This window comes from Citrobacter sp. Ce104 (assembly GCF_030334595.1).
GTDB classification, from domain to species: domain Bacteria; phylum Pseudomonadota; class Gammaproteobacteria; order Enterobacterales; family Enterobacteriaceae; genus Citrobacter; species Citrobacter europaeus.
Map to the genome: position 1 here is coordinate 609733 of NZ_JAOWDP010000068.1, position 15399 is coordinate 625131.

9 protein-coding genes are annotated in these 15399 nt (G+C 52.0%); 3 read left to right on the forward strand and 6 right to left on the reverse strand.

Going from position 1 to position 15399, the window contains the following annotated elements:
- Window positions 1-1068, forward strand: coding sequence for a glycerophosphodiester phosphodiesterase (glpQ, locus tag OGW16_RS21365; RefSeq protein WP_075145893.1), 1068 nt, complete (start codon window positions 1-3; stop codon window positions 1066-1068).
- A 172-nt stretch (window positions 1069-1240) separates the two neighbouring features.
- Here the strand turns inward: glpQ and yfaE are convergent, their stop codons facing one another.
- The 4 genes from yfaE to ubiG form a co-directional block, all read right to left on the reverse strand.
- Window positions 1241-1495: a ferredoxin-like diferric-tyrosyl radical cofactor maintenance protein YfaE gene (gene yfaE, locus OGW16_RS21370; RefSeq protein ID WP_043017020.1), complete on the reverse strand. Its 255-nt coding sequence runs from the start codon at window positions 1493-1495 to the stop codon at window positions 1241-1243.
- Window positions 1495-2625 (reverse strand): class Ia ribonucleoside-diphosphate reductase subunit beta, encoded by a 1131-nt coding sequence (gene nrdB / locus OGW16_RS21375; protein ID WP_286518799.1) that lies wholly within the window; start codon window positions 2623-2625, stop codon window positions 1495-1497. Before nrdB ends, yfaE begins: the two co-directional genes overlap by 1 nt.
- 111 nt (window positions 2626-2736) lie before the next feature.
- Window positions 2737-5022 carry a class 1a ribonucleoside-diphosphate reductase subunit alpha gene (nrdA, locus tag OGW16_RS21380; RefSeq protein ID WP_043017018.1) on the reverse strand — a complete coding sequence of 762 codons (2286 nt, stop codon included), beginning with the start codon at window positions 5020-5022 and terminating at the stop codon, window positions 2737-2739.
- A 418-nt stretch (window positions 5023-5440) separates the two neighbouring features.
- Entirely contained in the window at window positions 5441-6169 is a 729-nt protein-coding gene (gene ubiG / locus OGW16_RS21385) for a bifunctional 2-polyprenyl-6-hydroxyphenol methylase/3-demethylubiquinol 3-O-methyltransferase UbiG (RefSeq protein ID WP_043017017.1), read from the reverse strand.
- A gap of 158 nt (window positions 6170-6327) precedes the next feature.
- Between ubiG and gyrA the strand changes: the two genes are divergently transcribed.
- Window positions 6328-8964: a DNA topoisomerase (ATP-hydrolyzing) subunit A gene (gene gyrA / locus OGW16_RS21390; RefSeq protein ID WP_047409857.1), complete on the forward strand. Its 2637-nt coding sequence runs from the start codon at window positions 6328-6330 to the stop codon at window positions 8962-8964.
- Between the two features lie 120 nt (window positions 8965-9084).
- Window positions 9085-11931 (forward strand): two-component system sensor histidine kinase RcsC, encoded by a 2847-nt coding sequence (rcsC, locus tag OGW16_RS21395; RefSeq protein ID WP_043017015.1) that lies wholly within the window; start codon window positions 9085-9087, stop codon window positions 11929-11931.
- A 112-nt stretch (window positions 11932-12043) separates the two neighbouring features.
- On the opposite strand, the gene rcsB is transcribed toward rcsC, so the two are convergent.
- A complete protein-coding gene (gene rcsB / locus OGW16_RS21400) occupies window positions 12044-12694 on the reverse strand; it encodes a response regulator transcription factor RcsB (RefSeq protein WP_003027592.1) in 651 nt (216 codons plus the stop codon).
- Between the two features lie 16 nt (window positions 12695-12710).
- The gene (gene rcsD / locus OGW16_RS21405) at window positions 12711-15380 is read right to left on the reverse strand and encodes a phosphotransferase RcsD (protein ID WP_043017014.1); all 2670 of its coding nucleotides are present in this window, start codon (window positions 15378-15380) and stop codon (window positions 12711-12713) included.
- Window positions 15381-15399: the final 19 nt, after the last annotated feature.

Below are 15399 nucleotides of genomic sequence, written 5' to 3' on the forward strand. Positions count from 1 at the left end.
ATGAAAACCACATTGAAAAGTCTCAGCGTGGCGCTAATGCTGGCAGGTATGGTGGTTAGCAGCGCAGCGGTTGCCGCTGATAAAATCGTGATTGCGCACCGTGGCGCCAGCGGTTATCTACCGGAGCATACGCTGCCTGCGAAAGCGATGGCCTATGCTCAGGGCGCAGATTACCTGGAACAGGATTTGGTGATGACCAAGGACGACCATCTGGTCGTCCTGCATGACCACTATCTTGACCGCGTCACCGATGTTGCCGAGCGTTTCCCGGATCGCGCGCGTAAAGACGGGCGTTATTACGCTATCGACTTTACGCTGGATGAGATTAAATCGCTGAAATTTACCGAAGGTTTTGATATCGAAAATGGCAAAAAGGTCCAGACCTACCCAGGGCGTTTCCCGATGGGTAAATCTGACTTCCGCGTACACACTTTCGAAGAAGAGATTGAGTTTGTTCAGGGATTAAATCATTCAACCGGTAAAAACATCGGTATTTATCCGGAAATGAAAGCACCGTGGTTCCATCATCAGGAAGGGAAGGACATTGCGGCTAAAACGCTGGAAGTACTGAAAAAGTACGGGTATACCGACAAGAACGACAAGGTCTATCTGCAGTGTTTTGATGTCGCAGAGTTAAAGCGCATTAAGAATGAGCTGGAACCGAAGATGGGGATGGATCTCAATCTGGTACAGTTGATTGCGTACACTGACTGGAATGAAACACAGGAGAAAAAGCCGGACGGCAGTTGGGTTAATTACAACTACGACTGGATGTTTAAACCGGGTGCCATGAAGCAGGTTGCGCAGTATGCGGACGGCATTGGGCCGGACTACCACATGCTGGTTGATGAGAAGTCGAAGAAAGGCAATATCTCGTTAACTGGCATGGTACAGGATGCGCATCAGAACAAGATGGTGGTGCATCCTTATACCGTTCGTGCCGATCAGTTGCCGGATTACACTACTGACGTAAACCAGTTGTATGACATTCTGTATAACAAGGCGGGCGTTGACGGGCTGTTCACCGACTTCCCCGACAAAGCAGTGAAGTTCCTGAATAAAGAGTAATGGCACAAGGCCTGTGACGCACCTCCGGTCACGGGCCATATAGGATGAAACGTTATAAACCGCTAGATAAGGCCGTCTGCTGTCAACGTTTTCATACCTGCCTGCAGGAGAAATAAAGAGCTGCCGTTCACCGGCGGCTCTTTTGTCAGTAACGATTTTTCCCCACGATGCGCTACATTTCTATTTCAATATCGCCGTTTGCCCGACAGCAGCAGGGCAAAATTTCACCTGGTTGAATGAAGGCCAGAGGTTCGGCAATCCAGTCGACCTGTCCCGCTACCAGGCGGGTACGACAGGAGCCGCAATAACCTGCACGGCACTGATATTCTACTTCGACATTGTGCGATTCGAGCGCAGCAAGCAGGGAAGGGTGTTCATCCTGGCACAGCAACTGTGTGCCAGAGATGCGCAGAGTAACGCGGCCCATCAGAGCTGGAAGTTACTCAGATCGTCAGTATCAACTTCCGAGTCAATCTGCCCAACCAGATAGGAGCTGACTTCCACTTCCTGCGGCGCAACCTGCACGTTATCAGACACCAGCCAGGTGTTGATCCATGGGATTGGGTTAGAGCGCGTCTGGAACGGCAAATCGAGCCCGACAGCCTGCATACGAATGTTGGTGATGTACTCAACGTACTGGCACAGGATATCTTTGTTCAGGCCAATCATTGAGCCGTCACGGAACAGATAATCTGCCCACTCTTTTTCCTGCAGCGCGGCCTGGACGAACAGGTCGTAGCACTCTTGTTTGCACTCTTCGGCAATTTCCGCCATTTCCGGATCGTCCACGCCGCTGCGCAGCAGATTCAGCATATGCTGGGTACCGGTCAGGTGCAGCGCTTCATCACGGGCGATCAGACGAATAATTTTCGCGTTGCCTTCCATCAGTTCACGTTCAGCGAAGGCGAAGGAGCAGGCGAAGCTGACGTAGAAGCGAATGGCTTCCAGCGCGTTAACGCTCATCAGGCACAGGTACAGCTTCTTCTTCAGCTCACGCAGGTTAACGACAACCGTTTTACCGTTGACCGTATGTGTGCCAACGCCCAGCAAATGCCAGTAGCTGGTCATCTCGATCAATTCGTCGTAGTAGCTGGAAATGCCTTCCGCGCGTTTCTGGATCTGTTCGTTGGTGACGATATCGTCAAACACCATCGCCGGATCGTTCACGATGTTACGAATGATATGAGTATAAGAACGGGAGTGGATCGTCTCAGAAAACGCCCACGTTTCCACCCAGGTTTCCAGCTCAGGGATCGAGATTAACGGCAGCAGCGCTACGTTTGGGCTGCGTCCCTGAATGGAGTCCAGCAACGTCTGATACTTAAGGTTGCTGATGAAGATATGCTTTTCATGTTCCGGCAGCGCCTGGAAGTCGATGCGATCGCGAGAAACATCGACCTCTTCCGGACGCCAGAAGAAAGAGAGCTGCTTTTCGATCAGCTTTTCGAAGATGTCATATTTTTGCTGATCGTAGCGGGCAACGTTCACCGGCTGGCCGAAGAACATCGGCTCCAGAAGTTGGTTATTTTTCGTCTGTGAAAAAGTGGTGTATGCCATTGATGTGAATCCTTTGTGGGATGAGCGCCGGATGCGGTATAAAAACCTTATCCGGCCTACAAACCGTGCAATCGTAGGCCGGGTAAGCGTAGCGCCACCCGGCAACATTCATCAGATCTTACATGCGCCGCTTTCGCAGCCGTCGTCCTGAATGGACGGCACCAGATCGTCCTGAGAATCTTCCGCACCGTCACGGGTGTTCTGATAATACAGCGTTTTAACACCAAATTTGTAGGCGGTGAGCAGGTCTTTCAGCAACTGCTGCATCGGTACTTTTCCGGACGGGAAACGTGACGGATCGTAGTTGGTGTTGGCGGAAATCGACTGATCGATAAACTTCTGCATGATACCTACCAGCTGCAGATAGCCGTCGTTGTTTGGCATTTCCCACAGCAGTTCGTACGCGTCGTGCAGGTGTTCGTAGTCCGGCACGACCTGGCGCAGAATACCGTCTTTCGACGCTTTGATGCTCACGTAGCCGCGCGGCGGTTCAATACCGTTGGTGGCGTTGGAGATCTGCGAAGAGGTCTCGGACGGCATCAGCGCAGACAGCGTGGAGTTACGCAGACCGTGCGTCTTGATGGATTCACGCAGCTGTTCCCAGTCCAGATGCAGCGGCTCGTTGGCAATAGCATCGAGATCCTTTTTATAGGTATCGATCGGCAGAATGCCCTGGGAGTAAGTTGTTTCGTTAAACCACGGGCACGCGCCTTGCTCTTTTGCCAGCTCGTTAGAGGCTTTCAGCAGGTAATACTGAATGGCTTCAAAGGTTTTGTGAGTCAGGTTGTTCGCGCTGCCGTCAGAATAACGCTTACCGTTTTTCGCCAGCCAGTAGGCGTAGTTGATCACGCCAATACCCAGCGTACGACGGCCCATCGCGCCGCGTTTGGCGGCAGGAATTGGATAGTCCTGGTAATCGAGCAGCGCATCCAGCGCGCGCACCGCCAGTACGGCCAGCTCTTCCAGCTCGTCCAGGCTATTGATAGCGCCGAGGTTAAATGCGGACAGCGTACACAGCGCAATTTCGCCGTTTTCGTCGTTAACGTCGGTCAGCGGTTTGGTCGGCAGGGCGATTTCCAGGCACAGGTTTGACTGGCGCACCGGCGCGACAACCGGATCAAACGGGCTGTGGGTGTTGCAGTGGTCAACGTTCTGGATGTAGATGCGGCCGGTAGAGGCACGTTCCTGCATCATCAGGGAGAACAGTTCGACTGCTTTCACGCGTTGCTTGCGAATGCTGTCGTCGTTTTCATATTTGGTGTACAGACGTTCAAACTCGTCCTGGTCGGCGAAGAACGCATCATACAGGCCCGGGACGTCGGACGGGCTGAACAGCGTGATATCGCCGCCTTTCAGCAGACGGGTGTACATCAGTTTGTTGATCTGTACGCCGTAGTCCATGTGACGCACGCGGTTGCCTTCAACGCCACGGTTGTTTTTCAGGACCAGCAGGCTTTCAACTTCCAGGTGCCACATTGGGTAAAACAGCGTGGCTGCACCGCCACGTACGCCACCCTGGGAACAGGATTTCACCGCAGTCTGGAAGTGCTTGTAGAACGGAATACAGCCGGTGTGGAACGCTTCACCGCCGCGGATCGGGCTGCCCAGTGCGCGGATGCGACCGGCGTTGATACCGATACCGGCGCGCTGAGAAACGTATTTCACAATCGCGCTGGAGGTGGCGTTGATGGAATCCAGGCTGTCGCCGCACTCGATCAGCACGCAGGAGCTGAACTGACGAGTAGGGGTGCGCACGCCGGACATAATCGGCGTAGGCAGCGAAATTTTAAACGTAGAAACGGCGTCGTAGAAACGTTTTACATATTGCAGACGTGTTTCGCGTGGATAGTTAGAGAACAGGCAGGCCGCTACCAGTATGTAGAGGAACTGCGCGCTTTCATAAATCTCACCGGTAACACGGTTTTGTACCAGGTATTTGCCTTCTAACTGCTTTACCGCCGCGTAGGAGAAGGTCATATCCCGGTCGTGTACGATGAACGAGTCCATCTGCTTGAACTCTTCTTCCGTGTAGTCTTCCAGCAGATGATTGTCGTATTTGCCCATTTCAACCATTTTCACGACATGGTCGAACAGTTTCGGCGGTTCAAACTCGCCGTAGGCTTTTTTGCGCAGATGGAAAATTGCCAGGCGAGCAGCCAGGTACTGATAATCTGGCGCTTCGCGGGAGATCAGATCGGCGGCAGCTTTAATGATCGTTTCATGGATATCGGAGGTCTTGATACCGTCATAAAACTGAATGTGGGAGCGCAGCTCGACCTGAGAAATCGATACGTTATTCAGTCCTTCTGCCGCCCAATCCAGAACTCGGTGGATTTTGTCGAGATTGATGCGCTCTGTACTACCATCACGCTTTGTCACCAGCAGACTCTGATTCATGTGGTTTTTTACCTGTCCGTGAAAGAAAAAATATCCCCCATATTATCCACAAAGTCATGTTGTGACTAAGTCTGTGGATAAATACTATATGTAGGGGTTGTTTGATAAAGTAGACGCTATATGGTGAGTATTCTAGTAGGGATTCTTTTCAGTACAAGAGTTGATTTTGAGGTTAAATTGAGGTTGCAAAAGGGTAATAATCGCTAAGTGCGCGTCTTATAAGGCCTGGCGAGGATGTCAATAATTGAGAAAAAAAATAGAAAATTTGATCGAGTGCTGATTTCTTCATCTAAGGCGAAGAAAGTTCTTATGATCTGGCACAGGATTTGTAAGCCTGATAAGCGGAGCGTCATCAGGCATTGTTCCCGTGAGCATGCCGGATAGCGGCGTTGACGCCTTATCCGGCCTACAGGAGAGGTTAATCAACCCTGGCGGTAGTGTGCACCATATAATTCACATCAACCCCTGGGCCGAGTTTAAAGCTGTTGGTGATCGGGTTGTAGTGCAGGCCGGTCATATGACGCTCTTTCAGCACGGTCTGGTCAACCCACTCCAACAGTTCAGCGGGCTTAATGAATTTTTTCACATCATGGGTGCCTTTTGGCACCATACGCAAAACATATTCCGCTCCAACTACGGCCATCAGCCAGGATTTGCCGTTACGATTAAGCGTGGAGAAAAACACTTCGCCGCCCGGTTTGACCAGTCTGGCGCAGGCCCTGACCACCGACTGCGGGTCCGGCACGTGTTCTAACATTTCCATGCAGGTCACAACGTCGTACTGATGCGCATGTTTTTCCGCGTGTTCTTCAACGGTTTCTTGTACGTATTCCACCTGGATGCCGCTCTCCAGCGCATGCAGTTTTGCTACCTGTAACGGTTCAAAACCCATGTCCAGCCCGGTGACGGTTGCGCCTTCGCGCGCCATGCTTTCCGCCAGAATGCCGCCGCCGCAGCCGACGTCGAGTACCTTTTTACCAAACAGGCCGCCTGAGCGCTCAGTAATATAGCCCAGACGCAGTGGGTTAATACGGTGCAGTGGCTTAAATTCACCCTCAAGATCCCACCAGCGTGACGCGACTGCTTCAAACTTGGCAATTTCTTCATGGTCAACGTTGTGAGTTACCGGGGGTTTTTCGGCATTCATTGGGGCTTCTACTCCTAAATTTGCGATGCAAATGAGTATATCAGCCTGGCGGGATGAATAAAGCCTCTGTCTGGGGGAATCCATTTACCTGAATCTGTGCGAATGTGTTATAATTTGCGACCTTTGAATCCGGGATACAGTAGAGGGATAGCGGTTAGATGAGCGACCTTGCGAGAGAAATTACACCGGTCAACATTGAGGAAGAGCTGAAGAGCTCGTATCTGGATTATGCGATGTCGGTCATTGTTGGCCGTGCGCTGCCAGACGTCCGAGATGGCCTGAAGCCGGTTCACCGTCGCGTACTTTACGCCATGAACGTATTGGGCAACGACTGGAATAAAGCCTATAAAAAATCTGCCCGTGTCGTTGGTGACGTAATCGGTAAATACCACCCTCATGGTGATACCGCCGTTTACGACACCATTGTTCGTATGGCGCAGCCATTCTCCTTGCGTTACATGCTGGTAGATGGTCAGGGTAACTTTGGTTCTGTCGATGGCGACTCCGCAGCGGCGATGCGTTATACGGAAATCCGTATGTCGAAAATCGCCCATGAGCTGATGGCTGACCTGGAAAAAGAAACGGTTGATTTCGTCGATAACTACGACGGCACCGAACAAATTCCTGACGTCATGCCGACCAAAATTCCTAACCTGCTGGTGAACGGTTCGTCCGGTATCGCGGTAGGTATGGCAACCAACATTCCGCCGCACAACCTGACGGAAGTGATCAACGGCTGTCTGGCATACATTGACGATGAAGACATCAGCATTGAAGGGCTGATGGAACATATTCCGGGTCCGGACTTCCCGACCGCCGCGATCATTAACGGTCGTCGTGGTATCGAAGAAGCCTACCGTACCGGCCGTGGCAAAGTGTACATTCGCGCACGCGCAGAAGTCGAAGCGGATGCCAAAACTGGCCGCGAAACCATCATAGTCCATGAAATTCCGTATCAGGTGAACAAAGCGCGCCTGATCGAGAAAATCGCCGAGCTGGTAAAAGACAAACGCGTTGAAGGTATCAGCGCGCTGCGTGACGAGTCTGACAAAGACGGTATGCGCATCGTGATTGAAGTGAAACGCGACGCGGTCGGGGAAGTGGTTCTGAACAACCTTTACTCCCAGACTCAACTGCAGGTTTCCTTCGGTATCAACATGGTTGCTCTGCACCATGGTCAGCCGAAGATCATGAACCTGAAAGATATTATCGCCGCGTTCGTACGTCACCGCCGTGAAGTCGTAACCCGCCGTACTATCTTTGAACTGCGTAAAGCTCGCGACCGTGCACACATTCTTGAAGCACTGGCGATTGCGCTGGCGAACATCGATCCGATCATCGAACTGATCCGCCGAGCGCCGACTCCGGCAGAAGCGAAAGCAGCGCTGGTCGCGCGTTCGTGGGAGCTGGGCAACGTTTCTGCCATGCTGGAACGTGCCGGTGATGACGCCGCGCGTCCTGAGTGGCTGGAGCCGGAATTTGGCGTGCGTGATGGTCAGTACTACCTGACTGAACAGCAGGCCCAGGCGATTCTGGATTTGCGTCTGCAGAAACTGACTGGCCTTGAGCATGAAAAACTGCTCGACGAATACAAAGAGCTGCTGGAGCAGATCGCTGAACTGCTGCACATTTTGGGCAGCGCCGATCGTCTGATGGAAGTTATCCGTGAAGAGATGGAGCTGATTCGCGAGCAGTTCGGCGACGAACGTCGTACCGAAATCACCGCGAACAGTGCTGACATCAACATCGAAGATCTGATTAGCCAGGAAGATGTTGTCGTGACCTTGTCTCATCAGGGTTACGTGAAATATCAGCCGTTAACCGATTACGAAGCGCAGCGTCGTGGCGGTAAAGGCAAATCTGCAGCACGTATTAAAGAAGAAGACTTTATCGACCGCCTGCTGGTGGCTAACACCCATGATACGATCCTCTGCTTCTCCAGCCGTGGTCGTTTGTACTGGATGAAGGTTTATCAGCTGCCGGAAGCGAGCCGTGGAGCGCGTGGACGTCCAATCGTCAACCTGCTGCCGCTGGAAGCGAACGAGCGTATCACCGCAATTCTGCCGGTACGCGAGTACGAAGAGGGTGTTAACGTCTTCATGGCAACCGCCAGCGGTACCGTGAAGAAAACGGCGCTGACCGAGTTCAGCCGTCCGCGTTCTGCCGGTATCATTGCGGTTAACCTGAACGAAGGCGACGAACTGATTGGCGTTGACCTGACGTCCGGTAGTGACGAAGTCATGCTGTTCTCTGCCGCGGGTAAAGTTGTGCGCTTTAAAGAAGATGCCGTTCGTGCAATGGGTCGTACCGCGACCGGCGTACGTGGTATCAAACTGGCGGAAAGCGACAGCGTGGTATCGCTGATCGTTCCACGCGGTGAAGGCGCAATTCTGACCGTTACCCAGAACGGCTACGGTAAACGTACGGCGGCGGAAGAGTATCCGACCAAGTCTCGTGCGACCCAGGGCGTTATCTCCATCAAAGTCACCGAGCGCAACGGTTCCGTTGTTGGCGCAGTGCAGGTTGAAGATACCGACCAGATCATGATGATCACCGATGCAGGTACGCTGGTGCGTACTCGCGTGTCGGAAATCAGCGTAGTAGGGCGTAATACCCAGGGTGTTATCCTCATCCGTACTGCGGAAGATGAAAACGTAGTGGGTCTGCAACGCGTGGCTGAACCTGTTGATGATGAAGAGCTCGACTCCATCGACGGCAGTGCTGCTGAAGGGGACGAGGATATCGCGCCTGAAGCGGAAAGCGATGACGATGCAGCGGACGACGCTGAAGAGTAATTGAGATGTTATAAGGGGGCCGGAGAAATCCGGCCCTTTTTTTAATGGCATTGCGACAAAAGACATTTACCGCTACCTTAACCACACTCTATTAATGCCCTGAGGCGGAGCTTCGCCCCTTTGAAATACCTTGCTTCCGTTCATTCAACGCTAAAAGTCTCACGCTACCTGTTCAGAGCCCTGGCGCTCCTGATCTGGTTTTTAATTGCGTTCGCTTCCGTTTTCTACATCGTGAATGCGCTGCACCAGAGAGAATCTGAGATCCATCAGGAGCTTAACCTCAGCTCCGATCAGGCCCAACGTTACATTCAGCGCACCTCTGATGTAATTAAAGAGCTGAAATATATCGCTGAGAATCGTTTAACGGCGGAAAACGGCGTGATGTCGTTGCGGTCGCGTGATGATAAAACCGTTGTGCCAAACTTTGAGCCGCTGTTTGCCGACTCCGACTGCTCGGTGATGGGCAACGCCTGGCGGGGATCGCTGGAATCGCTGGCGTGGTTTATGCGCTACTGGCGCGACAACTTTTCCGCCGCCTATGATTTGAATCGCGTGTTCCTGATCGGCAGCGACAACCTTTGTATGGCTAATTTCGGCCTGCGTGATATGCCGGTTGAACGTGACGAGGCGCTGAAGGCGCTACACGAGCGCATTATTAAGTATCGCAATGCTACGCAGGACGAAAATGGTAATAACTTGTTCTGGATTAGCCAGGGGCCGCGTCCGGGCGTGGGGTATTTCTATGCGCTGACGCCGGTTTATCTCGCCAATCGTCTGCAAGCGCTGCTCGGCGTCGAACAACCTATTCGTATGGAAAACTTCTTCACGCCGGGCAGTTTGCCAATGGGCGTGACCATTCTTGATGAAAATGGTCACGCGCTCATTTCGCTCACCGGCCCTGAGGGCAATATTAAGGCTGAACCACGCTGGATGCAGGAGCGCTCCTGGTTTGGTTATACCCCAGGTTTTCGCGATCTGGTGCTGAAGAAAAACCTGCCTCCTTCATCGCTGAGCATTGTGTATTCCGTACCGGTCGACCTGGTGCTGGAGCGGATCCGCATGATGATCCTGAACGCGATCCTACTGAATGTGCTGGTTGGTGCGGCGTTATTTATGCTCACGCGTATGTATGAGCGACGTATTTTTATTCCGGCGGAAAGCGATGCTCAGCGCCTGGAAGAGCACGAGCAGTTTAACCGTAAAATCGTGGCTTCCGCGCCGGTTGGTATTTGTATTCTGCGTACGATAGATGGCATTAACATCCTGAGTAATGAGCTGGCGCACACCTATCTCAACATGCTGACGCATGAAGACCGGCAGCGGTTGACGCAAATTATCTGCGGCCAGCAGGTCAATTTTGTCGATGTACTGACCAGTAACAATACCAATCTGCAAATCAGCTTTGTGCACTCGCGCTATCGTAATGAAAACGTAGCGATTTGCGTGCTGGTTGACGTCAGCGCGCGCGTAAAAATGGAAGAGTCGTTGCAGGAGATGGCGCAGGCGGCGGAGCAGGCGAGCCAGTCCAAATCGATGTTCCTTGCGACGGTGAGCCACGAGCTGCGTACGCCGCTGTACGGTATTATCGGTAACCTCGATTTGTTGCAAACCAAAGAGTTACCCAACGGGGTGGATCGCCTGGTGACGGCGATGAACAACTCTTCCAGCCTGCTGTTGAAAATTATCAGCGATATTCTCGATTTCTCGAAAATTGAATCTGAACAGCTGAAGATTGAACCGCGCGAGTTTTCACCGCGTGAAGTCATGAATCATATTACGGCTAACTATCTGCCGCTGGTGGTCCGCAAGCAACTGGGCTTGTACTGCTTTATCGACCCAAATGTACCGGTGGTGCTCAATGGCGACCCGATGCGTTTACAGCAGGTAATTTCCAATCTGTTGAGTAATGCTATCAAGTTTACCGATACCGGCTGCATTGTGCTGCACGTGCAGTGTAACGGCGACTATCTCAGTATTCGCGTACGTGATACCGGGGTTGGGATCCCTGCCAAAGAGGTCGTCCGGTTGTTCGATCCTTTCTTCCAGGTGGGAACCGGCGTCCAGCGTAATTTCCAGGGAACCGGACTTGGTTTGGCTATCTGTGAAAAACTGATCAGCATGATGGATGGAGACATTTCCGTCGATTCTGAACCGGGAATGGGGAGTCAGTTTATGCTGCGTATTCCGCTTTATGGCGCGCAGTATCCACTGAATAAAGGTATCGATGGGCTTGTCAGCAAGCGTTGCTGGCTGGCGGTGCGTAACGCGTCGCTGTACCAGTTTGTTGAATCCAGCCTGACGCGTAACGGGATGACCGTACTGCGTTATGAGGGGCAACAACCGGATGCGGATGACCTGCTAATTGCTGACGATGTGCTGGACCAGCCGTGGCAGGGACGCGCCGCGGTGATTTTCTGCCGCCGTCATATCGGTATTCCACTGGAAAGAGTGCCTGGGGAGTGGGTGCACAGCGTGGCATCACCTCACGAGCTGCCTGCGCTGCTGGCGCATATCTACAGCGTTGAGCTGAACAGTGAAGAGCTTTCCACTGCGCTACCAGCCCCGGATAAAGTAGGGGCAACGAACGATGACATGATGATTCTGGTGGTCGACGATCATCCGATCAACCGACGTTTACTGGCCGATCAGTTGGGATCGTTGGGATACCAGTGTAAAACCGCGAATGACGGCGTGGATGCACTCAATGTACTGAGTAAAAACCATATCGACATCGTACTGAGCGACGTCAACATGCCGAACATGGATGGTTATCGCCTGACGCAGCGTATTCGCCAGCTAGGGTTAACGCTGCCGGTTGTCGGCGTGACGGCCAACGCGCTGGCCGAAGAGAAGCAGCGTTGTCTTGAGTCAGGTATGGATAGCTGTCTGTCTAAGCCAGTGACGTTGGACGTATTGAAGCAAACGCTGACGGTCTATGCGGAAAGGGTGAGGAAGGCGCGGGAATAACAGATGCCGGATGGCGGCGTTTGCCTTATCCGGCCTACGGAACACGCACCACGCAGTGTCATTCGTAGGCCTGATAAACGGCGTGCCATCAGGCACTTTTGTGCTAATAGAATTACTCTTTGTCTGAGGGACTCAGCGTTACGGAAGAGAGGTAATTCAACAGGGCGATATCGTTTTCCACACCGAGTTTCATCATTGCCGACTTTTTCTGGCTGCTGATGGTTTTAATACTGCGGTTGAGTTTTTTCGCGATTTCAGTAACCAGGAAACCTTCGGCAAACAGACGCAGAACTTCACTCTCTTTCGGAGACAGACGTTTGTCACCGTAGCCGCTGGCGCTGATTTTTTCCAACAGACGAGAAACGCTTTCCGGGGTGAATTTCTTACCTTTCTGCAGTGCGGCAAGCGCTTTCGGCAGATCGGTTGGCGCACCTTGCTTCAGGACAATCCCTTCAATATCAAGATCCAGCACCGCGCTCAGGATTGCCGGGTTATTGTTCATCGTCAGAACGATAATCGACAGGCTCGGGAAATGGCGCTTGATATACTTAATTAACGTGATCCCGTCACCGTATTTATCTCCCGGCATGGAGAGGTCGGTAATCAACACATGAGCATCTAACTTAGGCAAATTGTTGATCAGTGCAGTGGAGTCTTCAAATTCGCCGACAACGTTTACCCACTCGATTTGCTCAAGTGATTTACGAATACCGAACAGTACAATCGGGTGGTCATCGGCAATAATTACGTTCATAGTGTTCATGTATTGGGCTACCTTGCTACAGCAAGCTCTTGACGTAATCGTCAATGTCGCTGATGTATTTTTCTATACCTGGAGCATCTTTCTCTTGAATAAGATGTTCCAGCGCTTCACATAACTGCTTGCCGGGTACCAGATTAAGCATGGCAAACACGCCTTTCAGGCGATGGGCCGTTTGGGCTAACGCAGCGAAATCGCTGGTTGCTGCCTCAGTATACAACCTCTTAACATCATCCGGTACTGTGTCTACAAAGAGTGCATAGTAACCACTGGCATGAAGTTCGGCGTTTTCATCTCCGCCGAGGGGGAGTTCCTGGATCTCTTCTTGTGCCAGCTGCTCTTCTATCAGCTCGAGGACAGCTTCCTGCATAGCATTGCTCATATTAAAGTTGACGCGCAGCTGGCCAGGGCCAATTTTCCGCACGCCAGACTCATCATCGCTTAAAAGAAGGCCTGAGGCAGTAAGATTAGACGGATTATCTGTTAAAAAGAGATCATATTCTTGACTATTCAACCGTTCATCTGGCGTGATGCAGGTTGCGCCCCAGTTCTCCAGCTGACGTAATACAATGCTGCGTACGTCATTAGAGGTGACATCAACCATTATGCAGACGTCATCTAACAAACGTTCTTCACTTTCAGCATGTTGATCGTGCAGCGGCATTTTAACATGGACTATATAACGTGTTCCAAGTTCTTCCCGCGCTTTAATGTTCAGGTGTCCACCCAGCTTGCGGGCGAGCTGATCGCATAACCAGAACGCCAGCGGGTTGGCCTTGCCATATCGATCGCCCTGCGTGTCATTGATGAACGGGAAATGCAGGTTATCGACTTCATTCAACGTGACGCCTTCTCCGGTATCCAGAATGCGGAAGGTCAGGCGTTCAGCCTCCGACTCATCCTGGTCGACTTCCAGCGTGATTTTGCCGATTTGCGTGGTGGTTACCGCATATTGGATTAACAGCAGCAAAATACGGCGCAGGGCATCACGGTCGCCGCGGCGTTCATCATGGGCGCTAAGGTGATTTTTAATCAGCAGTTGCAGCCCTTTACGTTTGATAGCGGGCAGAACCTCAGGAACCACGTCATCAATTAACGCCTGCACGGAAAATAGCGTCGATTCCCCTTTCCAGGCGTCGCTTTCCAGCAGGTTGGCCAACTGGATTTCATCTACCATACGCACCAGAACGTCTGCCTGATTTGCCAGTTTCTGGCTGTCAGGGCTATTAAGGGCGGCGGCATTAGCGGCCAGGGTTTTAGCCGGGTCTTTCAGTGCGCTGCCGATATTCTGCATAAAGGCGGCGCGGGCCTGCTGGTTTTTCTCATACAGTCGCTGCGCTTGCTTCAGCTTTTTATTCACCAGCACTTCCCGATCCTGGTCACGAATAATAAAGATCTGCGTTCTTGATGAGATCTGGCTGCGAAATAGCCTGATTTCATACAGTTCATTATTGATGGTGGCCTGAATCACCCCCTGATGCTGCTCCGCCATGCTGGTAATGTTTTGCAGATTTAAATGCGGCAGCAGGTGGTCGGCAATTTTATTGCTGATAACCGTGCGGTTTGCTTCTTGATCGTGCACCAGCAAGCCCAGCGGCAGCAGAGAGACAATCTCTTCGTTGATCGCGCGCAGAACGCGCAATTCATTATTGGCCGCAAGGTTTGGCGCCACTTCGGTGGAACGGGCAGGGAGGTGGCGAAAGGTGGTATAGCCAAACAGCGCCAGGGCCAGCAACGCAATGTTAAGCAACAGCGGTAGCAAAATGCTTTGCAATGTATCGAGCAGCAATGAACCAAACGGAACCTGCCACACCAGGCGCATATCCGTTGAATTTAGTGCCGAAGAGATCTCAATTTTACTGTTGTTGAAATTAATGCTGACGCTGTCAGGCGACTCTTTTTCATTCAGGTGCTCGGTCGTGGACGTGGCGTCAGGTTCGAGATGGAAGCTATCCAGCGGCATGCCGGGCGGGATCAAGTCATTAATCGGCAGGTCAAAGGCGACAACCGTTGCCAGATGTCCTGGTTGATTAAAGGTCGTGCGTAGCGTGAAGTAATGCCCGTTCTGCCAGGCCAGCCGGCGCAGTGAAGAGAAGCTTTCGCGTTCATCCAGCGCATTGGCCTGCTGTAGCATTTCCGCGCGCCGTGAATCGACAATATTACCAATTGTCGATTCTTTAAATCCGGAAGTCAGATCTTTTAGCGGCAACGTTGAGATAAGGATCAGACTATTGTCTTGGCCATTCAGGTAATACATAGACCACGGAACATTTTCCGCGCCCCATAGCGTATCCAGATAGCTTGAGATGCGTTGGGTCATCTCCAGCGTCGAACTATCATGCGAGCCGAAAATCAGCGCCTCGGTCTTTCTACGCGGCTTCTCAAGATAGTAGACGTCTTGTTTCAGACGCGTTTCCTGTAATCCTTCAGCGCCCGACGAACTGGCTGAGGCGGCAATATTGTCATAGATTTGCCAGGTCACGTATCGCCAGGTATCGACCCTTTTATGAATGGCGTGGGTGATATCAACAATCTGATAGCTCTTATCCTTTAACCAGGTGTTGACGGCGCTTTGGACCATAACGCCCATCATCACCAACAGCACAACGATCAGTAATAAGAAGAAACGGGTAATACTTCCCGGTAGCAGGGAGAATCGGGTAGAAGCCGTTGTGTCAGACTGACTCATTCGTGTTTATGACCTGTTA